The organism is Bacillus sp. FSL W8-0629 (assembly GCF_038593225.1).
In the GTDB taxonomy this organism is placed as follows: domain Bacteria; phylum Bacillota; class Bacilli; order Bacillales; family Bacillaceae; genus Bacillus; species Bacillus altitudinis.
The window spans coordinates 1,351,014-1,374,986 of record NZ_CP151975.1 but is presented as its reverse complement, the minus strand read 5'-3'; the positions used below and the strand labels follow the sequence as shown (position 1 = coordinate 1,374,986).

The following is a 23,973-nucleotide window of genomic DNA, read 5'->3' as shown; positions in this document are numbered from 1 at the left end:
ACAGCTAGAATAAGGAACTAGAATCGAATCGTCAACCGCACGTTTCGACAACGTTTGGAGAAAAATGACGGAATTTATTTTGTGTATCGATTGGCGTAGCAAAATGCTGCGTATGAGTCGGGTTTTATTTTTGCTTCAATTCCCATGGCTGTGATCATTCCGGTCATTTCCTGGATCAGCTCTTTTGTACTTCCTTTTTTGCCAATATCTAGATGGACTTCAAAACGAAGGTCTGCCCCTTCCTGAGCAAACGGAAGAAGCAAATCCATCAGTTCTGTTAAAGGTCCCTCAAGGATGTCTGCACATACCTTTTGGCTAAACGCTGTCTCTAATGAAATTTTTTCTCTAAGACTTTGTACAGGCCGATTCAACACTTGCTGCGTGAGACAGCCCCAAGCTCCTTTGCCGATCCGGTGAAGATGAATTGCAGTCATAAATCTTGTGACATTCTGATTGACCTGAGAGTCCGTACCAATTGATAGTACATAAACAGATCTCGGGTCTTTCTGAATAAAGTCTTTCATTCTCATGACAACATCAGAAAACGCTAAATGCTTTTCAGAAAGATTAAAGAAAAAAGAATCACTCACAGAAAGGAACTCCTTTTCAATGGTCTCTTATCCGAATATTGCACTGAATGATCATCTTCCATTTGTTCATCACTTATGAAGTGTATGCTTCCGCAATCAACGAAGGAATTCTTAGAAAAAACATTTCATACGATTCAGCTTAGGATTGTAGAAGCTCAAAAATCTCAATCGAAATCATATCAATGTTGTCAAATGGGAAAGTGTTTGGCTTATCCCCTTGTTGAAAAACAGTCAATTCAAACGTTTGATTCTTTTCGAAATACTTAACACTACAGATTTTCTCACCGTTCACTTCGAAATAACGCTGTGCCGGCTCGTTTGCAGCTTCTGCTGTCTCTTGAAGACTTTGCAGCCTTGTAATGATACCCATTAATTGTGACATTCTAAAAAAAGACTCCTTTCAAAAAAACAACTCAAGATGAACCCGTATTGATTATACACAAGTCCTACAAAGCATCATACCATAAAGTGTTCTCAGATGATATTTTTCCTCTTGAATTCAAAAAAAGAAAAAGAATCTGTTTTTTTATTTTGAGTCTTTTTTCTTTTCTCATGCATCTTGTTTTTTATAAACCGGCCGATCTCATCAGGCGTTTCGCAATTTCGTCAAAATCTTCTTTTGAAATACCTGGAGCAAACTCTTCCGGCAAATCTCTATAATCTGGCACGGGTGCACCTTTTGGCGTGCCCTCAATAACTGTCAGCGGCTTTCCATCAATCGGATGGTTTCCTTTCCAAATTTGATTGATATCCTTATAATCCGTATCACTAAATGTATACAGTTTTGTATGAATATTCTGATCTTCAAACTTTCTTGCAGAGTCAAAGTATTTATTGTCGAGATTTGGAATTGGCAGCATCTTCCCAACATCTACCCCTGTCGCTACCTCAAGGGCTTTTGCATACGCCACAACATGAACGCCGCCTCTGACAAGTAAATAACCGATCATTTCTCTTGCCGTAGGGTGATCCGTCATTTCATATACGCGCATTTTATGCGTACGAGCTCCGCACTCTAGGAAGAAGTTATGAAGAAGATCCAGAATCAGATTACCACTTGAGAACACATTCTCACCTGTCCACGGCTTTGCCATGGAGTCAAACGGATAGCCTGTTTGTGCCGTTTGGATAAAATGCTGCGTATTTCGTTTATCAACAGCCGCTTTCATCGGGGTCGTATCTGGATCGCCCCCATGGGTGGTTCCCGTAATCATGAGATTGACTGCAGTTGTCACAAGCTCTACATGACCGAATTCTTCAGCTGTAATACTTGATACAAGATCATAAAATGGTTTGAGCTTTCGTTTCCCTCTAAAGTTAAACGATTGAAACATGTAGTTGTTTAATGTGGACATTTCACCAAATTTTCCGCCGAGTAATTCTTGCACAGCCGCTGCACCATTTGCATCTGGGTGATCTGGCATTGGTAAATCAATCAGCAGCCGCTTGTCACGTTTGATCATGACTTTTCCCTCCTACTGTCTAACTATCATCATTTAAGGTGTATGGATGAATTGGGATGTCCTATGCATGAAGGGAATGATTGGCGCACAAAAAAAACTTGGCGGGGGTAGCGCCAAGTTTTTTGGATCTTGATCTGATAGAGGGGTTGGGGAACAGAGAGTAGCTTCTCTCTATAACTAAATGATAATGATTATCAGTTTCATTGTCAACCATTTTTTCTATCTTTTTTCTAATAAAAAAAACAGCCTTGACGGCTGCTTTTAAATTAATCCTTCCTGCTCATATAGATAAGCATACGGAAGATCTACAAACAAATACACGTCTCCCTCTAACGGATAAGAAAACGTACGTATTCGTTCTCCAGTTTCTAAATCACTGTAGATATCGCTGAAAAATCCTTTTCCGCTAATTCTCATTTGAAGAATATTTGCTAGAAAATAAGGGCGCCAGCTCCAGTTTTTCTCTATATACTCTGGCTGAAACAGCCATTCTTTCTCTTTCTTAAACACATTTCCAGTGATTTGAAACCCTTCTTCATTACACATATAAATGCGAAAGCTGCAATCGGTTAGTTCAAGTGCCAGTTTTTGTATAAGTTCATCATTTGTGCTGCATGATTTTTTTAACGTACTGACGGCTTGATGAATTCGTTTATAAAAGGTTTCAGAATGTTCATAGACAGCTTGGAGTTTCTTTTTCTCATGGGCAATGAATTGTTGAAATTCTTCTTTAAGCTGCTCTTTTCGTTTGTTACGGTCAATTAATTGTGCGGCAGGCTCGTGAAGGTAGAAGCCTTGAAAATATCTTCCGCCATTTCTCCATGCATATTGCAGCTGAAAATTCGCTTCAATGTCTTCATAGATTAAAGCCGCTCCTATTTTTCTTGCAAGAAGTGAAATGCTGTATAACACATATTCATAGGAAGGAGATGGAGACGAAGCTCTTAAAGCCTGAAGATCTATTTTTAATAGATCAGGTGAAAGCAGAGCAATCCGGTCAAGATTGCTGCTTTCTTTTCCTATATTAGATACGGCGATTTTGATCCCATATGTACGATAATACGTTAACGTATGGTAAAGCTGTTCAATGTCGCCGCTAAACGTATGTTCAGTAATTTCAATGACAAACCGGTTAAGCTGAATACCCCTTGCTTCATATTCTTTTAAAAGTTCTAAAAAACTTTCGCCATGATCAAGCATGAGGACATTCGCATCATGATTAATAAAGATGAGCAAATCTTCATCTGCGGTTGTGAAGAGATCAAGCGCTTGACTTAATACTTTGTGATCTACTTCCAATTTATATTCGTCAGGAATAGATGAATCCGTAAAGAAGGAGCCTAGACTAACTGTTCCCGACTCAAGCTTCATTCTTCCAAGAATCTCATAGCCTATCACTTTTTGTTCCTCCGCACTGAAGATCGCTTGATAGTGCGGGAAAACATCTTCAATATTCGTTAAAATATCCAATGGATCGACCATTTTCATCACCTGCTTCTCTCTTTGTGTGATTATACCATATCAAAAGCAGGTCTTACACGGTCATTCAAAATGGTGATTGGTTGAGCCATTGCCCCCCATCCATCGTGATACAATCTCCATTAATATAAGATGCATGCTCAGATAATAAGAAACTCGCAAGTTCTGCAATTTCTTCTGGTGTGCCAAGTCTACCGAGCGGAACACTATCTAATGTTCTTTGGGCAGCCTCTTCTGATTCCCACAGTTTATCTGCACCACCTGTTCTTTCAATGGGCCCCGGCGCAATGGCATTTACGCGAATCCGATATTGCTTTCCCCATTCGACTGCAAGCGTTCGGGTAAGTGATAGTACGCCTGCTTTTGCGGCTGCTGAATGCGCTACACCAACACCAGCCCCCCATGCATATGTGGCGACCATGTTGATCATACTTCCGCTTTTCTTTTGACGAATCCAATAGTTGCCCACTGCATGGCTGCAAAAAAAGGTGCCATTTAGCACAATATCAATGACCGCTTTCCAGCCGTTAGGAGACAGTTTTTCTGCTGGAACTAAAAAGTTGCCTGCCGCGTTATTAATAAGTGCATCCACATCACCAAATGTATCTACCGCAAACTTCACCATTTGATCAGCATCTTCTGGATGTCGCACGTCCATTGGAAAATAAGCGATCGAACCACCTTGCTGTTTGATTTCATTTGCCGTTGTTTCAAGGGTCTCTTCTGTTCTTCCAGTAATCACAACATTCCAGCCCCCGAGTGCCAAATGAGTCGCCATCGCCTTTCCCATTCCGCTTGATCCTCCTGTGACAATCACTGTTTGCTTCGCCATTTGTTCTCCCCCTTTGTGCATTTTGAATGACTATTCATTCATTATTCATCTATCATATCATGATTTCCCCTCCATACACCATATGGGAGATTCATCAAAAATCATGCTATACTTAATTTTATTTTTAAAGGAGTCTTATATGAAGCAACTTTCCCGTAGGCAGTTTTTAAAAGGAGCAGCTGGTGCGAGTATTCTCGGACTTTTGGCGACCACATCCGGTTATGGCTATGCTCGGTACATTGAGCCGCGCATGATCGACACCGTATCACTCACCATTCATGATGCTCAGCTACCGGCTTCTTTTGACCAATTTAAAATTGCGCAATTTAGTGACGTTCATTTAAGTGATACATTTTCGGCAAAAGATTTAGAGACTGTTGTCCAAAAGATCAACGCTGCATCTCCAGATCTCATTGTGTTTACAGGTGACCTTGTTGATTTTGAAGCATCGATTGAAGAACATGAAAAAGCCAAAGCCTCTTTGTCTAAGCTTGATGCTCCGTTTGGAAAGTTTGCCATATGCGGAAATCATGACTACGGACCCTTTGGCATTGATGTATATGAAGAAACGATGAAAGCTTGCGGTTTTACATTATGTAAAAATGAAGTGTTTCACTTAGAAAAAGAAGGCGGACGCATACAGATCGCTACACTGGATGATCTCATGATGAGTATGCCTGATTACCATTTCATCAAACGAGAAGTCTCTTCTGATCTCTTTACGTTATTGCTTGTGCATGAGCCTGATGCCGCACTAGAACTTGAAACAACACCTATTAACTTGCAGCTTTCTGGGCATACGCATGGCGGTCAAATACAGCTTCCTTTCTATGGACCGATTCTCACAGCACCTTTTGGGCGTATATATGTCGAAGGCTTATACGGTAGCTATCAGCACCGTATCTATGTCAACCGCGGGCTTGGGACAACTAGACTGCCGCTTCGGTTTTTAGCCAAACCTGAAATCACTTTTTTCACCTTAACATCTCACGTGTAAAGAGAAGCCAAATCACCTTTTCCTGCATATGTATAAACAAAGATCATTCTCATGACAAATGTTAGGAGAAACCTTACTGGGCCTGATCCCGTCCATATAGTATATGTGAGGCGGGGATCATGGCTTCTTTTATTTGAGTAAAAGGAGTGTACTTTCGTGCTGCGATACACGGTAAAAAGTGGAGAAACACTTGCTTCTATAGCACTTGATTTTCGAACAACGACAGATGATTTAAAGGCTGCAAATCCGTCACTTCAAGCCCGCGAGCCAGAACAAAATGAAGTCATCATCATCCCTGGATTACCGGATCCTAACACGATCCCTTACCGCATATCTGTGTCAATTTCAGCGAAACGTCTCGTGCTGTTTTCTGGATCACAGCTCTTGCGCTCATACCCGATTGCAACCGGCAGAATATTAAACATGACACCGACAGGTTCTTATTATATTGTCAACAGACAGCCAAACCCAGGAGGTCCCTTTGGCGCCTATTGGCTGAGCCTTTCAAAAATTCATTACGGCATCCATGGAACGAATAACCCGTCTTCAATTGGTAAAGCTGTGTCTAGAGGGTGCATTCGCATGTACAATCAGAATGTCATCGAACTTGCTTCAATTGTTCCAAATGGAACACCTGTGACCATTAGCCAGTAGGAGAAATTAATTGTACGAATGATTAAAATTTTATATGATAGAAAGTGGGATCTTCAGGTTAAGGAGCGTATTTATGGATATTTTTAAAAACAGAAATTTTGTTCGTCTCTTTTTTGCAGCACTTGCCTCGCAAATGGGGACAACAGTAGGCAATATGGCGTTTGCCTTTTATTTGCTCGACCATTTTAGTCATCAGCCCGCTTACGCCACTTTAGCAGAGTTAATGTATTCACTGCCTACGATCTTTGTCTTTTTTATGGTCGGTGTGGTCGCAGACCGTTTTGATCGTAAAAAAGTCGCAGAGAATTGTGATTGGATACGAGCTGGGCTGACGATCGTTTTATTTATCGTCATTTATTTTAATTCACTGCCGCTTATTTTCTTGATCTTGTTTATACGAAGTGCCATTACGAAGTTCTTCTATCCAGCTGAAGCCTCTCTCGTTCAGGCCATTTTAAATAAAGATCAATATGCAAAGGCTGCTGGTTTAAATCAGATGCTGTTTAGTTTGTTTATGGTATTTGGTGTTGGAATTGGTGCCATTATGTATAAAACGATTGGACTTCACGGTGCCATTACCATTGATTTGGTCAGTTTTATTATTTCCGGTATTCTCATTCGATCATGCAATATTCCAATTGAAGCACGTCAGCCAAATGGACAAGCAGGCTGGAAAGGCATGACCGTTAAAACATCTCTAAAAGATTTTAAAGAAGGCATTCTCTATATTTTAAAAAATAAATTATTGGCTTCTTTAATTTTTGGCTTTTTTGTTTTTGGTCTTGTGAATGGCGCATTTGCCGTTCTTCCGATGTTTACAATGAAATACGGTCTTTCACCGGACCATTTTGAACTGCATACATCCTTTTTTACGATCGCGATCGGTGCCGGACTTCTAGTTGGAAGCTTACTTGGCTCTATTCTTGCGAAAAAGGTAAAGATGCAATATCTCATGTCGATTCCAATTCTAGTTGCAGGTATTTTAATTTTTGTCCTTGGTTCTACCCATACATTATGGTTATTTTATGTCACATCATTTGTCATTGGTACATGTATTGGTCCAGTCAACATTGTCATTGGAGGCTGGCTCCCAAGAATTGTTCACCCTCGTCTGATGGGACGCGTATCAGGGTGGGTTGATCCGCTCACCATGTTTGCACAATCAATGACGCTAGGTTTAATTGCCGTGTTATTTCCAAAGCTCATCACCAATGTTTCTTACATTTATTACGGAATGGGTATTATTATTTTACTCGTCTTCCTTTTTTACTTCATTACACTGCCAAAGTTCAGCAGAGAAGCTGCCGACTTAGATGTACAGCGTGAATTAAAAGGTCAGGGAGTACAATAGATGAAGCAAAAAGGACTTTCTTCTATAGAAAGTCCTTTTTTCATGGCAGTAACATAAACGACGCTTATTTTTTCTGCTCATCGAAATGATTTGAAGCAAAATGAACGATTCTATCGACTGTATAAATGCTAATAAATAAGATGAGAAAAAGAAGAAAAGGATGAATCGGCTGATCATCTATCACGTACACAATGCCTCCAACGACAAAAGCGACCAATAAAGGCGTTAAAATATCTTTCAATCTAAACCGTCCTTTCTGTTCTCATTGACTTTGCTCTTCTTATCTTATAACAAATTTTTCTTTTTATGAAATAAAAGGGATGTGTATAAATGCAACATTTTTAATAAAAATTCTTTACAATATTGGAAGTTTTATAGTAATATAGTCAGGTTGGAGGTGAGAGGTATGCTAAAAAGCTATTATTTTATTCATTCAAAAAATGAACAAGGACAATATGTTGTACATACAGAAGACTGCGCATTTTTAGGTGATGCAGCAAGCCGTACGTTGATTGGTCTGCACATGAACAGTGAAAGCGCCATGGATGAAGCCAAAAAAATGACGAGTGAAACTGATTTTAACGGCTGTTTTTACTGTGCTTATTCTAGCCATACGAAATAGTCCATGTTTTTAAGCCATATGTTCGACTTTGATTGTCTTGCATATGGTAAATTTTACACGATGAACCATCTATACATTGATAAACTACCCATTGATTCAAATAGGTAGTTATCTTGTTATGATAGTTCACTTTGTATACATTTCACTACATCCTCTAATGATCGAAAACAAACGATCTTTTAACTTATGCACCCCTACTGCATCTTCTACCAATGCTCAGCCAATTCCTACCACTTGAATATTTAACATAATGGTATGCTTTTCATCTAAAACAGCGAGACATTCATCATAAAAGTGATAGAAAGATGTGTCGACCTCTTCAAATTTCAGCAAGGTTTCAACATTATGATTTTTGGCTATTTTAAATAATAACCATGTAATCTCATTGCTTTTTACAATAAGACTATTTGCAATTTACTAATAAAAACGTATAATTTATACTAAGCACAGGAAGACGAAAGACAAAGGAGAGAAAAAATGGACGATTATGCTCATACTAAAGACATAGAACCTACAGCAGAAAACATCGCAAAAGCCATTTATACTGTTAACCGCCATGCTAAAACCGCACCAAATCCCAAGTTTCTTTATCTTTTGAAAAAACGTGCGCTGCAAAAACTATTGCAAGAAGGTAAAGGAAGAAAAGTGGGCCTACATTTCTCTAACAATCCCAGATATAGTCAACAACAGTCCGACGTGCTGATTGAAATCGGAGATTATTATTTTCATCTGCCACCAACTAAAGAAGACTTCGAATTTTTGCCACACTTAGGAAATTTAAATCAATCATATCGCAATCCGAAAGCGAATATGTCATTAAATCGAGCAAAACAAATACTTCAAACGTATGTCGGTTTAAAAGAAAAACCTGCCGCCACAAAACAAAAATCACATTATACAAAACCCGTCTTCAAACGGCTCGGGGAAAGTTATTTTTAAACAGAAAAACCACTCAAAGCGAGTGGTTTTTTTCTTTAGATAATAAAATGATCTACTTTTTCAATCAGCTGATGAATTTCTGGTTTACTAATTTGATCATCTGCACCGATGGTTTCCCCTTTATGACGCAGATCGTCCGTAATTAATGAAGAGAAAATGAGAATGGGAATGGACTGTGTTAAAGGATTGTCCTTCAGCAGCTTTGTTAATCGATGTCCATCCATTTTTGGCATTTCTATATCTGTAATAATCATATCAATTTCTTCTGTCACACTAATGCCTTTACTGACAAGATCCATGACATGGTCATATGCTTGTTTCCCATCTTCAAAGGTTACAATGTTTTTATAGCCTGCCTCGGTTAATTCATTTGTTAATAAGCGCATGAGAAGCGGAGAATCTTCAACAACATACAGCTTCTTCCCTGTTCTTCTCTCGTCTTTCTCACCGTCAAACATATGATATGTGTCTACGCCAGATGCGGATTCAATATCATAGATGATTTTTTCGTAATCTGGAAGGAAAATCATTTTCTCGTCAAGCTTGATGATCCCTGTTAAATGACGGTCCATTCCTTGATTGAGTGCAGTTGGTTTTTCAATCTCTTCCCAGCTGACGCGGTGAATTTGTGATACCGTTCCTGTATGGAACACAAATTTCCGTTGGTTAAATTCAGTCACAATGTATTTCTCTTGTTCTGACTGATCTGACTCGACATTAAAAAAGGAAAATAGATTGATGACTGGTAAAATCTCGCCTCGTAAACTAATCATCCCTTCTACATCTTGGTGAGAGTGCGGTATAACTGTCACCTCAACTGGCTGAATAATTTCTCTTACTTTCATGACGTTAATGCCGAATTGATTTGAACCAATTTCAAACTTCACAATTTCCAATTCATTAGTACCAGAGTCAAGTAAAATTTCTTGTTTGTTTAAAGCCACGGAAATCCCTCTATTCTTCAATATAAGATTGTACTTTTTATATCGGCAGCATGGGTAAAAAGTTGACGTTTCTTTACGCTTTCTCTCGTACGAATTGATGAATCACAAGTCCTATGGCTGCAAGGATCAGCAAAGACCCTAATGCAAGACGGCTTGCGAGATTCCCGTGTGTTGCAAATAGCAGTGTGACGGAGCCATAAATGATGGGACCGACGATTGAAGACACCTTTCCCGAAAACGCAAAGAGACCAAAAAATTGTCCTCGTTTTTCTTTAGGCGTCAGCTCAATAATGAGGATTCGTGATGATCCCCAGCTTGCGCCAAGTGAAATTCCGAATAGACTGCCTGCTACCCAGAAGACCCATTCAGTTGTCGCTGTCACAGCTAGAATGAGCGCCACAATTAAAATGACATACACGACTGTAATCGAGCGCTTTGCCCCGATGGCCTTTGTGACATATCCGAATAGAAACGAGCCAATGATACTTGAAATCGTGGACACAAGATAAAGCAAAATAAATTGACCTGCCGTAAAGCCAATGATAATTTTCGCATAAACCGCCATCATCGCAATCGCTGTCTGCAACGCATCATTCATAAAAAAGAAAGCGATCATAAAAATAAAGGCCGGTTTGTACTGCTTCATCTCTTTAAACGTACGAATAATCTCTTTATACCCGCTGAAAAAAGACGCCTTTTTCTCTTGCTGCGGGAGAGGTTGAGGATCTTTTATAATAAAGAGAAAAGGAAGAAAAAAGAGAAAGAATAAAAGGGCTGTCGGAATAAATGCTTCATGAAACTGGTCATTTCCTACAAGTAAATAAACAGAAAGGCCGACAAGTGTACCTAAATAGCCGACAGCAATACCGAATCCAGAAATGAGGGGAATTTCATCCTTTGTCCCAAGATCGGGCAATATGGTGTCATAAAAAACAAGACTAGAGTGGTAGAAAAATTTGGCGATGACAAACAAGGTAACCACCACCAATAAGGAGACAGGAAGACCAAACCATTCGCTTGAGAAATCAATCCCAGCAAAGATCCCCATCATAAAGGTACAGGCAATACAAATCAGGGTAAACACCGTGATATACCGCTTCTTTTTCCCTGTACGATCAATCAGCACACCGTATAAAGGCGTAAAAATGACGAGAAAAAAGCTTGCAAGTGCGTTCGCATAAGAAATAAATGTACTGGCGATTTGATCCATCCTCGCACTGTCGCCTATCGTCTCCTGCAAGTAAAATGGGAAAAAAATGGTGATCATATTCGATGAAAATATCGTATTTGCAAAATCATACAATGCCCAGGCCAAAACAGGTGCGGTGAAAAAGAGGCCGAAGCTTGCCCCTTTTTTTTGAACGGTCATTTTCCCTCTTTTCAATAGATTGACTCCCTTCTCTGCTTTTATTTTCACTATCATTCTACTTTATGTGACGTTTCCCTCTTCCATACAAGCAATCTATACAAAAAGCACCCCTTACTATTTAGCAGAGGTGCTTCTTTTCATTATTTCTTTACGACAATGGTACTTGCAATCAAATCGTGAAGTGCTTGTTTTTTTTCTGTGAAAAACGCAATGATGTAGCCAATGAATAAGATTGGAGACAAAAAGCCTTTTGCAAAAAAGCGGCCTGTCGCGCGCCCGAATGTTATTTTTCCACCCGTTACTTTTGTCACTTTGATTCCAAGAGCCATTTTGCCAAGAGTTCCTTGCAGCTTTGATGATTCCATGATCGCATAATACAGCCAAGTCACCGCGATACCGACTAAAATCGTTACGCCATAGAAAAAGATAAAGCCCATAATGACTGCCCATTCTTCATCCGTGATCACCGTTGAAGAATAGTAATAGCTATCATCATACATTAAAAATGCCGCCTCAGGGCTTGAGACAAAAAAGAGTGTTGCGAGAATAAATACAATGAATGAAAATGGTACACTAATAATGACACCGTCTAAAAGATGAGCAAGAAAACGATAACCTACACCAGCTAGTTCAGGATGTTTTTCTTCTTGAATAGGTGCTTCTGACATGTTTGTTTCCATCCTATTTCTCCTTTATTATGTATGTTTTCTATAAATTTCTTATAATCATTCGTTATTATATCTTATGAATATCGCAAGATCAATGGAGCTTTACATTTTTACATGAATTTTAGATCATTTTTCAAAGATGATTTATGTGAATAAATACTGAAAATTCACGAAAATTATGGCACATCTAGTTCTTTCAACGCCTGATTTTTTAACATTTTGTGATATTTTTGTCTCATTCCGATTCTTCTGTTGACAATCATGTTTCACATGGTACAATAGTCAAGGATTTTTTAAAGAAAGGTGTTCATGATGGGAACTGTCGTACTATTAAAGAACAACGAAATGACTGTGATTGAAGATATTTGCGAAGCTGATTTTTTAGATATGAAACATGGTTTATCTAATGAAGATGCTGCTTATATCTCTTGGTATGAAGATTACGATACTGCTTATGGATATTGATTTCATTTCATAGATGAAGCGTAAAAAAAGGCGATACAACCTTCAAAGAGGTGGTATCGCCTTTTTACGTTTGTGTGCTTCTTTCACTTTCAGGTTCTACATGAATAAAGATTTGTGCATGCGGAAACGCCTGCTGAATGTTCTCTTCAATTCGATCACATAATTGATGAACATCTTCAATGGTTGTTTTTCCATGAACAATCAAATGGAAGTCAATATATTCTTCAGCACCGGATCGTCTTGTTCGAAAGTCATGATATTCAATGAATTCTTGACTGAATGTTTGAATGATGGCCTCTATCGCTTGTTCTTCTTCCGGGGTTAACCGGGCGTCGACAAGCGGCGGGAAGGCTTCCTTCATGAGTTTAAATGCTTCACGCATAATATAGAGCGCTAGCACCATTCCAATAATCGGATCGAGGAAATACCAGTCCGTTAATGCAACAAGCAATAAACTAATGGCGACTCCTAGTGACGTAAACACATCTGTTAAAAGATGCAGTGCATTCGATTTCATGGCAACAGAATGTACTCGCTCTGCCTCTTTGTTCACAACTCTCGACACAACAAAATTGATAAGTGCCCCGATCAGCATGACCACAATACCAAGTACCGGCAGTTTAACAGGCTCAGGATGCATTAATTTATGAACACACTCATAAATGATCCAAATCCCAGCTACAAAAATCAACAAAGTTTCAATCGTTCCAGAAATATTCTCAACTTTCCCATGTCCATAAGGATGTTTTGAATCTGCCGGCTTTCTTGAAATACGAACAGAGATAAATGCAATAAAAGAGGCCATTAAATCGAGAAAAGAGTGAATGGCTTCTGATAAAACCGCAACAGATCCAGTTAACACCCCTACAATGATTTTAAGGACCACAACAAACGTATTACTCATGACGGATAAAAAGGCTATTTTCGATGTCTTTGCTGATTGATCCATCTATTATCGTCCTCCTTCAGGAGATCGTATGCCTGTGAAAGCAATTCCCATGACTTGATTCTCTCGTTCTTTCAGTTTATACCGTTTTGCCTTATTCTAATCATCTTAAGCAGAGCTGTATTTTCCGAGCAGGTTACGCTATAATAAATGTTGCTCTTTCTTCATATATCACTCATGCTGTGATGGATGGGAGAATAGACTACATATAACGATATCCGAAGCCTTTCCGCAGGTGACATTTATGCAGTGAATGGTAAAATAGGATAAAAACATAAATTTTTAAGGTGATGAGAAATGGAGCATTTGCTGAATCCAAGAGTAAAGGATATTGAAATTTCAGGCATTCGAACATTTTCAAATCTCGTATCTTCATATGAGGATGTCGTTTCATTGACCATAGGTCAGCCCGATTTTTATACGCCGCATCATGTCAAAACAGCTGCCAAAACAGCCATTGACGAGAATTTCACCTCGTATACTCATAATGCTGGATTTTTAGAGCTAAGACAAGCGATCCAGCAGTACATCAAAAAGAAAGTCCACCTTGATTATGATGCAGAGACAGAAATCATTGTGACAACAGGTGCGAGTCAAGCAATTGATGCTGCGTTTCGAACCATTTTGACTGAAGGCGATGAGGTCATCCTGCCCGGCCCTGTGTACCCTGGCTATGAACCGATCATTCGGATGTGCGGTGCGGTGCCTGTGCATATCGACACAACAAATGCCGGTTTTAAATTAAACGCCAAGCTGATTGAAGATGCATTAACGGAAAAGACAAAGTGTGTTGTCCTTCCATACCCTTCAAATCCAACTGGGGTCACGCTATTAGAAGAAGAATTGAAAGAAATTGCACAGCTTCTTGAAGGAAAGGATATTTTTATTCTATCTGATGAAATTTATAGTGAGCTGACATTTGATCGTCCGCATCACTCCATTGCTTCTTTCTTAAAGGAACAGACGATTGTCATCAATGGACTGTCAAAATCTCATAGCATGACCGGATGGAGAATCGGCTTTTTATTTGCTTCCGCTCCTATTGCTAAACATGTATTAAAAGTACATCAATATAACGTGTCTTGTGCCTCGGCTATCTCACAAAAGGCGGCACTTGAAGCAGTGACAAATGGTGTGGATGATGCACTGATCATGAGAGAGCAATATAAGAAAAGACTCGACTATGTATATGATCGACTCATTTCTATGGGGCTTCCGGTCATTAAGCCTTCCGGCGCTTTTTATATTTTCCCTTCCATTGAATCGTTTGGGATGAGTTCATTTGATTTTTGCATGGAGTTGTTAGAAAGTACAAGACTTGCGGTCGTACCTGGTTCTGCTTTCTCTTCACTCGGAGAAGGATATGTGCGCCTTTCCTATGCATATTCACTTGAAACGTTAAAAGAAGGACTTGACCGTCTCGAACAATTTGTTCTTGAAAAGCGTTCCATACAATCAATAGACGGATGAAACAACGGCTCTCTTGCCGTTGTTTTTATTTTGCGGGAAACATGATGTGAAACACAGTCCCTTTCTCTGGGTCGCTATCTACCCGGATGGTTCCGTTGTGATTTTCTAAAATATTAAATGTCACCATGAGCCCAAGCCCTGTTCCCTTTTCTTTTGTCGTTAAAAAAGGTTCGCCGATCCGCTTCATGACCGATTCAGGAATACCAATTCCTTCATCTCTAATCGTGACAAGTATCCCTTCTTTTTCGGCTTTGGCGGTAATGTCTACCTTCCCTCCGTCCGGCATGGATTCGACGGCATTTTTGATTAAATTGATAAACACCTGCTTCAGCTGGTTTTGATCCCCATTCATCAGGAGATCCTCCTCGATATCACTTGTGTTCATCAAAATTCCATTTAAGTTGGCCTGTGTTTCTAGCAGAGCGGTGACTTCGCTAATGATTTTTTTCAAATCAAGCGTCTGCATGGATGCTGTTTGCTGCGGCTTCGCAAGCATTAGTAGCTCACTTAAGATGATTTCAATCCGGCTCAGCTCAGAGAAGACAATTTCAAAATATTGATCACGGTCTTTTGTTTTTGGTTTAATGAGCTGTAAAAAGCCCTTAATCGCCGTCAGTGGATTCCTTATTTCATGTGCAATGCCTGCTGCCAATTGACCTGCGATTGATAATTTTTCAGAGCGCAACATGAGTTCTTCTGTTTGTTTTCGTTCAGATATATCTCTTAAAATAATTTGAACGGCTGTTTCACCAAAAAATGTGGTAGGGATACACACCATTTCTGTATAAATCAACCGGTGTTTAAACGTATGGCAGCTCATCGTCACAATCTCAGAATCTGATGCTCTTTCGATAATACGTGATATGCTCTTTTTGACTTTTTGCTGATCACATGAATGGATTTGATGAAAGATATCTTTTCCGATTAATTTATCGTAATGTTCGGCTTCAAATAATTTAATACCTGATTCATTCATAAATACCCATTTATGATCGTGGATGACGGCAATGGTATCAATAGAATTTTGGATAAGCAGCTGATACCGCTCTCTGCTTTTTTGAAGAACGGTTTGAAATTTCTTACGGGAAGAGATGTCCACTAATAGTAAAAGTTCTGCCCGTTGATTTTGATAAATTGCCGGAGATGACTTCACTTCAATATGAATCATGCTCCCGTCTTTCCTTTTCCATATTTGTTCAATCATTCCGACTGGAAGGCCTTGCTGCAGTCTTTTGATTCGGCTTCTCACAATGTCATGGTACTCCTCGGCAATAAAATCAAACGCAGACTTGCCGATCATTTCATCTTTTGTACATACACCCATTAATTGCAGCATCGCATCGTTGGCATACACAATTTTCCCAAGCGCCGTAATACATAACGGATTTGGCAGCATGGCAATCAGATTTTCAGCTTCACTGACATCTTGGAAAGCCGGTAGACTGCCTAACGACTGTTCTGACACTTCTGTTGGTTGAAATGCTGCTTTTTGAGGCTCTGTATTCATTACCCTCATTTTCAGGATCATTTCTCTACTTAATTCGTTGTCTAACCCATCACAAGCAACAAAATCAATGCTTGCTTCTACCCATACAGCTGTAAGATCACTTCTAAGCAGTCTAAAGTGGCAAATCTCTAGCATGTGCTGATTATAGAAATAACTTTCGACGAGAAATTGATCTTCGGTATGAACAAAGTCTTTCAAAAAACACCCTAGTAAATCCTTTTGTTCATAGAGCAAAAGCTGCTTACAATTGGAAGAAATGTAGAGAAAGCGGCCATTAGAAGAAAGAACGGCATGTAAATCAATATTCGAGTACAGCTGATTCGAATCTTTCATTTTTTGTTCCATCGTCGTCCGACCCTCCTTTAATTTTTTTAGGGTTGTCCTTAGTTTGATGTATAAAAAGGATTCGCTAGAAAAACCGTATTTTCCTCCCAATCTCGTGTGAAACGTCCATATTTTCAGCAAAAAGGGAGCACTTTCTCTTGCTGTGCTCCCTGCTGTTTATTGCTTTTCATATTTCTTTTGTAATTCAACGTACTTATCAACAATTTTACTTGGAATGGTTTTAATGACAGGATCTTTATCTGATACATACGGTGTGACGACACTAAATGCCACTTTCGGATTGGAAGAAGGATAATATCCTCCAAAGGTTAAATTGTACGTGGCATTCCCCCACCAACTCCGGTTGGCACCATAGTAGAAGGTTTGGGCTGTACCCGTTTTCCCTGCGACATCATGCTGACCGAACCGGCCAGCGGCAGTCCCGCCTGTTGATGTGACCATTTTTAGTCCCATTTTGACACGGTCAATATCTGCTTTCGAGTTGTTAATGGTGTTCAGCACCTTCGGCTCATATTTCTTCACAACAGGACCTACTTCTTCCTTATTCGTTGGGAAGTGAACACTTTTCACCACTCTTGGCTGAATACGGTTACCTCCATTTGCGATGGTCGACATGTATTGTGCGACTTGAAGCGGTGTATATGTGTCATACTGACCAATCGCTTCATCAAGCAAGAGTCCGCCGACTGTCTTAGGATGCGTCTGCATTCCGCTTGATTCCTGCGGCAAATCGATGCCTGTTTTTACGCCAAGACCGAATTGCGCATAGTAGTTTCTCATTTTTTGTAAGTGTTCAGGTCTTGCTGGTAATGGCCCATTCTTTTGGTAGGTGATCCCTGCCATTCTCATCGCTACATGAAACATATAGACGTTTGAACTTTTTTGTAGCGCTCGAAGATCATTAACCCAGCCAAGATTGCTATATGATTTCTTCGGTTTTCCATTTCCCGCAAAATACAGCGGTGTATCCGTATAGGATTGGTTGTGTGACATGCCATCTTGATAACCAGAGAGGACAGTAGCTCCTTTGACAACAGAGCCCATTTCATACTGAGTCGTAAATGTTCCGATCGCATAATCTGTGACGTCTCTTCCGTCCATTTTCTTACCTGACATTGCGAGAACATCACCTGTGTTAGGGTCCATCATCACAACAAAGGCACGGTCCATCATATAGTTTCTTGCACTAGCGGATCTTAGCTCTGATTCAACGATTTTGTCGACTTCCTTTTGCAGCTCCATATCAAATGTGAGTGCAAGGTCAAGTCCTCTTCGTCCTTCTGTCCGCTTGATTTCATCAAGCAGTTTTCCGCCGACCTGTGTATATTGAACAGTTGCTTTTTCTGGATTGAGAAAATCTTCATATTGATATTCTAAATAACTTTTTCCTACTCGGTCATTTCTCGAGTAACCTCTTGCCATATAGTAATCTTCACGCTCTTTTATAATACCTTGCTCTGGGGTGGTGACACCGCCAAGGACATTATAGAGGGTTTTTTCATACGGATATTTCCTTGTCCAGTCATTGATGACATTTACACCAGGCAGTTCATCAAGATGCTCTGATACAAGTGAGATCTCTTCGTATGTCAAACTTACGGATGATGTCTGTTTTGATTCTTTTGTTTCATCGAGTAAAGCAACTTTTTCGTCCCCTTTTTTCTCTTCGTTCGGGTCCATTGCTTTCACGATTTGAGGTTCAAAGGCATATCCGCCTGTAAACCTGCGATAGATCGCTGCAACTGCTTTTTCCTCTGCATCTTTTTCGATCGCCTTGACTTCTTTCTTAGGCACACGCTCTACTTGAAGAGGATAGACATCTTTTGCTTTAAGATTCTTTTGCTCTGCTTTTGAAATGAGCTTATCCGCTTCTTTCGGATGGCTGGCCAGCCAAAAATCTCGAATGTCACGCTCTCTCAAAAAATCTGTATCCATTTTTATATAAGTCGCAAGTTTTCTTGCTACTTTAATCTTATCCTCCGCTTTCACACCGCTTTCTGATGTATAAACGATGGCAGGTACACTTTCGTTATCAACAACGACTCTTCCTCTCGCGTCATACATTTTTCCTCTTGGAGACGGGTATGATGCTGTTTTGACCTCAGTTCGGTTGGCTTGCTTTTTATAATCCTCACCATTGACGATTTGCAGCACACCGAGCTTGATGACAAGTCCAGCAAATAAACTAAATACAGCGAAGAAAAAGAGATTAATTCTCCAGGCGTTCCGGCGCTTCATTTTTTTCTGCTCGGCAGCACCTTGATGCTGTTTCTCTCCCACTTATGTAGCTCCTCTCATCCTTTCAATCTTTTACAATTACCACTCATTATTGTAACACTTTTGTAATAGTTGTTACAGCGAAACAAGTGAAAAAAAGCTGTCAATCCCTATTCTGCAAAAAAATATACTAACACTTTAAAATATTGGTATGTTTATGTCGTTTTCTTTAAATAGAAAGATTCTCCATTCATTGATATAAGGAGACTCTTTCTATGACTTTAACAAAAATGACAAATGGGCGTTGTCAATGGAGGATGCTGGTACGTTTATAACAAAAAGTCTATGTTATGATTTTCTGTGAGAAAACAAAACAAAGATTTTAGGAGGAGTTACAAAATGAAAAAGAAATCATTCATTTTTTCAGCGCTGACAGCTGCTGCATTGATCACGTTCACTGGAGGGCATTCAGCTGATGCGAAAGAGCTTAACCTGAAACAAGTCATAAACGTACAGCATCAAGCCATTGATCTTCATACATTAGCTGCAAAATTACATATCTCTTCAGATGTAAACAAGCTAAGCACTTCAAATCAAAAAGAGATCGAAGCTCTATTAAACAAGCTGATCAAAAGTGGTCAACCTGTTACTGGAACAAAAGTGGTGAAAGAAGTAAACAAAGCAAAAAATGAGCAAAAACAAGAATCAGTGAAAAAACCAGCTGCTTCTAAACCAAGCACACCAGCAAAAGAAAACACAACGAACAACAGCTCAAAATCTGATCAAAAAGACACAACTGCAACAAAAGCAGACAGCAGCTTAAATGCATTTGAACAAGAAGTGGTTGAGCTGACAAATAAAGAGCGTGCAAAACAAGGCTTAAAAGCTCTTTCTGTTGATTCTAAATTAAGCAAATCTGCTCGCGCTAAATCACAAGATATGAAAGATAAAAACTATTTCTCTCATACAAGCCCAACTTACGGATCTCCATTTGATCAAATGAAGCAATTTGGTATCACGTACAAAACAGCAGGTGAAAACATTGCTCAAGGTCAAAGATCACCTCAAGAAGTGGTAACAGCTTGGATGAACAGTGAAGGTCACAGAGCGAACATTTTAAACAAAAACTATACACATATCGGTGTAGGTTATGTGAAATCTGGTAACTACTGGACGCAGCAATTCATCGGAAAATAAGATTAAAAAAACCTGTCTCTATTTGGGACAGGTTTTTAGTTTGTCTTCTTTTTTCAGCAATGTGAGGGCTTGTTTACACGCTACAAACTGTTCCACGTAGGCGGGGCAGTTTTTTTATTTCACCCATAATTTATAGATGCTTTGTGTTCCGCTGTTTTCTTCGCCCTGTTCGCTGAGCTTTTCATATAATGACTTCGCTAGTGACAGGCCTGGCATCTCTTCTCCCATCAGCTCTGCTTCTTCAAGTGCAATGCCCATATCCTTAATAAAATGCTTCACATAAAATCCTGGCTCGAAATCACCTTTCAGCATTCTTGGTGCAAGGTTTGACAAAGACCAGCTGCCGGCTGCTCCTGTTGTGATGCTTTTAAGTACCTGCTCTGGATCAAGTCCTGATTTTTCCGCATAAGCCATTGCCTCTGCCACACCTACCATCCCTGCTGCGATAGCAATTTGGTTACACATTTTTGTATGCTGACCACTTCCTGCAGGTCCTTGATATTGAATATTTTCTCCCATTTGCTGAAATAGCGGCAGGCACGCTTCATAGGCTGCTTTTTCTCCGCCAATCATAATGGCCAGCGTGCCGTTTTTGGCTCCTACGTCTCCGCCAGAGACCGGCGCATCTAATGCAAATAGTCCTTTTTCCTTCGCTTTCGCTTCAATTTCTTTTGCCAGCTGAGGTTTCGATGTGGTCATATCAATGAGGTATGTACCAGGCGCAGCATGTTCCAAGAGTCCATCTTCTCCTAAATAGACTTCTTCTACATCTGATGGATACCCGACCATTGTGATGACGGCATCTGCCTCCTTTACGATCTCCTTTACGGTCGATTTCCATAGAGCACCTTTTTGAACCAATGTGTCTGCCTTTGCTTTTGTTCTTGTATAAACGAGAACTTCGTAGCCAGCATCCATTAAATGCCCTGCCATACTACGTCCCATTACACCGATTCCAATAAAACCAACTGTTTTGATTTGTGCCATCAAGAATTCCTCCTTATAGAGACTTTGTCAATCCACCATCAATGATGAGGGTTTGACCTGTCATATATGTATTGGCTTCAGATAAAAGAAAAGCCGCATATGCTGCAAATTCCTCTGGCTGTCCGTAACGGCCCAGCGGAATCATACGTTCAGCTTGTGCTTTGATCTCTTCAACCGATTGTTGCTCCTCTTGTGCACGGTGTTTGTCCAACTGTTTCACGCGCTCTGTTTCAATTTTCCCCGGGGCTAAGGTATTGATCAAAATGCCATCTTTGGCAAGCTCCTGGGCAGCTGTTTTTGTCCAGCCGGTAATGGCCGGTCTAAATGTATTCGACAGCATCAAGCCTGGGATCGGTTCTTTGACCGACATAGATGCAATATTTAACACTCGTGCACCTTGTTTTTTTAAATACGGCAAGGCTTCTTTTAATAACCGAATATAGCTGAGTAAATGAAGCTGAAAGGATTCCATCCAATCTTCATCTGTTAAGGTTTCAAGTGTTCCTGTTTGAGGACCGCCTGTATTGTTCACTAGTATATCAAGACGTTTTTCATCACCTGCTGCTGCGACGACAAGCGCTTTAATTTGCTTGGCATCAGATACATCACATACTTGATACGTCAGCTTCCCTTTTACAAGCGGGGATAATTCTTTGACCGCTTCTTGCAGCGTGTGCTCATGTCTTCCCGAGAGCATCACATCTGCTCCCTCTTTTGCAAGATGAAAGGCAATGGCTTTACCGATACCTTGACTGCTTGCTGCGACCAATGCTTTTTTTCCAGATAGATTAACATGCATGTTGGCACCCTCCTCTGTTCATATTTTATCATACAAAAAGAACCTTGCTCACATGGCAAGGTTCTTTTCTACAAGATTATAGTTTAAACCGATTGACTGCCTGACGCAGTGCCTGACTTGATTCGTTCAACATTTCTGTTGATGTTTTCGTTCTTTCTAAAGTTTGTACTTGTTCGTCTGTGGAAGCATGTACTTCCTCAGCTGAAGCGGCGGATTCTTGTGAAATGGCCGCAATACTTTGAATGGAATCATTCATTTTCTGCTGTTCTTCAGTCATTTCATTGATTTGTGTATGAATGCTGTCAATGGAGCCGACAAGTGCCTGCATTTCCATTGTGATACTGCTGAGTGCCTCACCTGTTGAATTGATGGCATCACCTTGTTCTTCATTCATTTTGCTTGCTGCTGTCATCGCTTCAGCTGCCTTTTTCGATTCATCTTGAATGAGTTTTACGGTTTCACTAATATGTTTCGTTGATTCTGCAGATTGTTCAGCCAGCTTTCTGACTTCTTCTGCAACAACAGCAAATCCTCTTCCGCTTTCTCCTGCTCTCGCTGCTTCAATACTTGCATTCAGTGCTAGTAAATTCGTTTGATCTGAGATTTCAGAGATCGCTGTTACGACGTTTTCAATATTTTTCGTTTTATGCTCAAGGTCAAGCAGCATTTGCTCTACCTTCTTCGATTCTTCATTCGCTTGTGTTGATTTTTGGACGAGCAGACCAAGAGCATCAAGTCCTCTATAGCTTGCATCTTCCGATGATTTTGAGTTGGTTTGCATTTGCGTGGCAAGCTCACCCATATGACGAACTTTTTCATACAAATGCTCTGATTTTTCATTAATGGTTTCCGCTTCTGATGCTTGTTTCGTCGCTCCTACAGCGACCTCTTGAATAGCCGTTGCAATCTGTTCACTAGACAGCAAGGTCTCGTTTGAAATTTGGGTCACTTCATCCGTTGATTTCACAACCTGATCTGAAGACTCTTTCACTTTTTCAATTAAATCCCTGATGCCTTCAGTCATTTGATTAAAGCTTTTCGTCAGGAACCCTATCTCATCCTGAGACTTCGACTCAAGCGAGCTGGTTAAATCGCCTTCAGACACTTTACGAACATGCTCGATGAGGCGTTTAATTGGTGTTGTAATGCTTCTAGCCAATAAGTAGCTTAGAATCATGGCAAGTATAATGGCAATGACAGAAATAATGATACTTGTCTGATTCATTTGTTCAGTGATCCAAAGAAGTTTCTTTTTCTCGAAGCTCACACCGATCGTCCAGTTTGCCTCTTTAATTTTTGAGATGACGGTCAGCTGTTTGTCATCATCAATACCCGAGTTGTCGATCGCTTTTTTCACAGAAGCGACTTTTGAGATATTTTTTCCTTGCTCTGTTGGATGTGCCAAAATGGTCCCTGTGCCGTCAACTAAGAAAGCCGTTCCCATATAAGGAATCTTTTGTTCTTTTATATAAGACTGAATGGAAGCCAGTTTCAAGTCAAGTCCAGCGACACCGACTACTTTCCCGTTTCGTACGATCGCCTTTGTGGCTGAAACGACCATTTCATTTGTTGCTTTATCAATGTACGGATCTGTCCATAGGACTTCGTCAGGCTTTTCAGCCGCTTGAATATACCAGTCTCGTTTAGACGGATCATACCCTTCACCAAAATCGGACTCCGGGAAAGCGAACATTTTACCATCACTTGTTCCTATATAGGCAAGCGAGATGAGTTCATCCTGCTCCTGCAATCCTTTTAATTCATCGTTTTCAAATGCCAATGTCTGTTTTGTTTGTTTCTGTGCAAAATCTTCAGTAAGTGTACTTGTTGCCAATTTGTTAATCGTATCACCGTAATTCTCAAGCTTTAGTGCTATGATGTCTCTCATGCTTTCTGCCGTTGCTGCTGTCGTTGTTTTCGCATCTCGTTCAATCAGTGGTCTTAATACTAAATTGGAACCCACTTGAACTGCGACAACGGTTAAAATTAAAATAACTGAGATGAAAACAGCTATTCTCACTTGAAGTTTCTTAAACATCTCATCACCCCTACATCCTACTTTCGCATCTTAATGTGTATATCGGCAAAATTGGTACCGCATTCAATAGTTGTAAGAAAATTTAAATAGAAAA

At 40.0% G+C, this 23,973-nt stretch carries 23 protein-coding genes; 8 read left to right on the top strand and 15 right to left on the bottom strand.

Annotation, left to right across the window (positions count from 1 at the left end; translation table 11 throughout):
- Positions 1-74: 74 nt before the first annotated feature.
- The 5 genes from NSQ17_RS07010 to fadH all read right to left on the bottom strand — a co-directional run bounded on the left by NSQ17_RS07010 (position 75) and on the right by fadH (position 4,364).
- Complete coding sequence (locus NSQ17_RS07010; RefSeq protein ID WP_342467978.1) at positions 75-590, bottom strand: ribonuclease H-like YkuK family protein; 516 nt, start codon at positions 588-590, stop codon at positions 75-77.
- 139 nt (positions 591-729) lie between these two features.
- The gene (locus tag NSQ17_RS07005) at positions 730-972 is read right to left on the bottom strand and encodes a DUF1797 family protein (protein WP_003212254.1); all 243 of its coding nucleotides are present in this window, start codon (positions 970-972) and stop codon (positions 730-732) included.
- A gap of 184 nt (positions 973-1,156) precedes the next feature.
- Positions 1,157-2,053 carry a manganese catalase family protein gene (locus NSQ17_RS07000; protein WP_019743902.1) on the bottom strand — a complete coding sequence of 299 codons (897 nt, stop codon included), beginning with the start codon at positions 2,051-2,053 and terminating at the stop codon, positions 1,157-1,159.
- A 261-nt stretch (positions 2,054-2,314) separates the two neighbouring features.
- Complete coding sequence (locus NSQ17_RS06995; RefSeq protein ID WP_024719569.1) at positions 2,315-3,535, bottom strand: EAL-associated domain-containing protein; 1,221 nt, start codon at positions 3,533-3,535, stop codon at positions 2,315-2,317.
- Positions 3,536-3,599: 64 nt separating this feature from the next.
- Entirely contained in the window at positions 3,600-4,364 is a 765-nt protein-coding gene (gene fadH, locus NSQ17_RS06990) for a 2,4-dienoyl-CoA reductase (RefSeq protein ID WP_144678867.1), read from the bottom strand.
- Positions 4,365-4,503: 139 nt separating this feature from the next.
- Between fadH and NSQ17_RS06985 the strand changes: the two genes are divergently transcribed.
- The 3 genes from NSQ17_RS06985 to NSQ17_RS06975 all read left to right on the top strand — a co-directional run bounded on the left by NSQ17_RS06985 (position 4,504) and on the right by NSQ17_RS06975 (position 7,366).
- A complete protein-coding gene (locus tag NSQ17_RS06985; protein ID WP_144678868.1) occupies positions 4,504-5,361 on the top strand; it encodes a metallophosphoesterase in 858 nt (285 codons plus the stop codon).
- A gap of 156 nt (positions 5,362-5,517) precedes the next feature.
- Complete coding sequence (locus NSQ17_RS06980) at positions 5,518-6,015, top strand: L,D-transpeptidase family protein (protein WP_041507380.1); 498 nt, start codon at positions 5,518-5,520, stop codon at positions 6,013-6,015.
- A 73-nt stretch (positions 6,016-6,088) separates the two neighbouring features.
- Positions 6,089-7,366: an MFS transporter gene (locus NSQ17_RS06975; protein WP_008348012.1), complete on the top strand. Its 1,278-nt coding sequence runs from the start codon at positions 6,089-6,091 to the stop codon at positions 7,364-7,366.
- A 64-nt stretch (positions 7,367-7,430) separates the two neighbouring features.
- Here NSQ17_RS06975 and NSQ17_RS06970 read toward each other — a convergent pair whose 3' ends face one another.
- Positions 7,431-7,607: a hypothetical protein gene (locus tag NSQ17_RS06970; protein WP_162837046.1), complete on the bottom strand. Its 177-nt coding sequence runs from the start codon at positions 7,605-7,607 to the stop codon at positions 7,431-7,433.
- 165 nt (positions 7,608-7,772) lie between these two features.
- Between NSQ17_RS06970 and NSQ17_RS06965 the strand changes: the two genes are divergently transcribed.
- Complete coding sequence (locus NSQ17_RS06965) at positions 7,773-7,988, top strand: hypothetical protein (protein WP_058337408.1); 216 nt, start codon at positions 7,773-7,775, stop codon at positions 7,986-7,988.
- A gap of 477 nt (positions 7,989-8,465) precedes the next feature.
- Positions 8,466-8,927, top strand: a complete 462-nt coding sequence (locus NSQ17_RS06960; RefSeq protein WP_007498684.1) for a YkyB family protein — start codon at positions 8,466-8,468, stop codon at positions 8,925-8,927.
- Between the two features lie 35 nt (positions 8,928-8,962).
- On the opposite strand, the gene NSQ17_RS06955 is transcribed toward NSQ17_RS06960, so the two are convergent.
- From NSQ17_RS06955 to NSQ17_RS06945, 3 genes are all read right to left on the bottom strand, one after another.
- A complete protein-coding gene (locus NSQ17_RS06955; protein ID WP_024719666.1) occupies positions 8,963-9,871 on the bottom strand; it encodes a chemotaxis protein in 909 nt (302 codons plus the stop codon).
- 73 nt (positions 9,872-9,944) lie between these two features.
- Entirely contained in the window at positions 9,945-11,255 is a 1,311-nt protein-coding gene (locus NSQ17_RS06950; protein WP_170861579.1) for an MFS transporter, read from the bottom strand.
- A 125-nt stretch (positions 11,256-11,380) separates the two neighbouring features.
- Positions 11,381-11,920 carry an RDD family protein gene (locus NSQ17_RS06945; protein WP_039169112.1) on the bottom strand — a complete coding sequence of 180 codons (540 nt, stop codon included), beginning with the start codon at positions 11,918-11,920 and terminating at the stop codon, positions 11,381-11,383.
- A 300-nt stretch (positions 11,921-12,220) separates the two neighbouring features.
- Here NSQ17_RS06945 and NSQ17_RS06940 point away from each other — a divergent pair, with 300 nt between their 5' ends.
- Positions 12,221-12,373: a hypothetical protein gene (locus NSQ17_RS06940; RefSeq protein ID WP_017367142.1), complete on the top strand. Its 153-nt coding sequence runs from the start codon at positions 12,221-12,223 to the stop codon at positions 12,371-12,373.
- A gap of 64 nt (positions 12,374-12,437) precedes the next feature.
- On the opposite strand, the gene NSQ17_RS06935 is transcribed toward NSQ17_RS06940, so the two are convergent.
- The gene (locus NSQ17_RS06935; RefSeq protein WP_017359428.1) at positions 12,438-13,322 is read right to left on the bottom strand and encodes a cation diffusion facilitator family transporter; all 885 of its coding nucleotides are present in this window, start codon (positions 13,320-13,322) and stop codon (positions 12,438-12,440) included.
- A 294-nt stretch (positions 13,323-13,616) separates the two neighbouring features.
- Between NSQ17_RS06935 and NSQ17_RS06930 the strand changes: the two genes are divergently transcribed.
- Complete coding sequence (locus NSQ17_RS06930; protein WP_007498694.1) at positions 13,617-14,789, top strand: aminotransferase A; 1,173 nt, start codon at positions 13,617-13,619, stop codon at positions 14,787-14,789.
- 25 nt (positions 14,790-14,814) lie between these two features.
- Here the strand turns inward: NSQ17_RS06930 and NSQ17_RS06925 are convergent, their stop codons facing one another.
- On the bottom strand, positions 14,815-16,641 hold the full coding sequence (locus tag NSQ17_RS06925; protein ID WP_256689219.1) for a PAS domain-containing sensor histidine kinase: 1,827 nt from the start codon (positions 16,639-16,641) through the stop codon (positions 14,815-14,817).
- A gap of 156 nt (positions 16,642-16,797) precedes the next feature.
- Positions 16,798-18,921: a penicillin-binding protein 2 gene (locus NSQ17_RS06920; RefSeq protein ID WP_039169120.1), complete on the bottom strand. Its 2,124-nt coding sequence runs from the start codon at positions 18,919-18,921 to the stop codon at positions 16,798-16,800.
- Between the two features lie 336 nt (positions 18,922-19,257).
- Here NSQ17_RS06920 and NSQ17_RS06915 point away from each other — a divergent pair, with 336 nt between their 5' ends.
- A complete protein-coding gene (locus NSQ17_RS06915; RefSeq protein ID WP_007498701.1) occupies positions 19,258-20,055 on the top strand; it encodes a CAP domain-containing protein in 798 nt (265 codons plus the stop codon).
- A 114-nt stretch (positions 20,056-20,169) separates the two neighbouring features.
- On the opposite strand, the gene NSQ17_RS06910 is transcribed toward NSQ17_RS06915, so the two are convergent.
- The 3 genes from NSQ17_RS06910 to NSQ17_RS06900 all read right to left on the bottom strand — a co-directional run bounded on the left by NSQ17_RS06910 (position 20,170) and on the right by NSQ17_RS06900 (position 23,879).
- Positions 20,170-21,042, bottom strand: coding sequence for an NAD(P)-dependent oxidoreductase (locus NSQ17_RS06910; RefSeq protein ID WP_342467977.1), 873 nt, complete (start codon positions 21,040-21,042; stop codon positions 20,170-20,172).
- A gap of 13 nt (positions 21,043-21,055) precedes the next feature.
- Entirely contained in the window at positions 21,056-21,841 is a 786-nt protein-coding gene (locus NSQ17_RS06905) for an SDR family oxidoreductase (RefSeq protein ID WP_039169125.1), read from the bottom strand.
- A 76-nt stretch (positions 21,842-21,917) separates the two neighbouring features.
- Complete coding sequence (locus tag NSQ17_RS06900) at positions 21,918-23,879, bottom strand: methyl-accepting chemotaxis protein (protein WP_342467976.1); 1,962 nt, start codon at positions 23,877-23,879, stop codon at positions 21,918-21,920.
- Positions 23,880-23,973 lie beyond the last annotated feature (94 nt).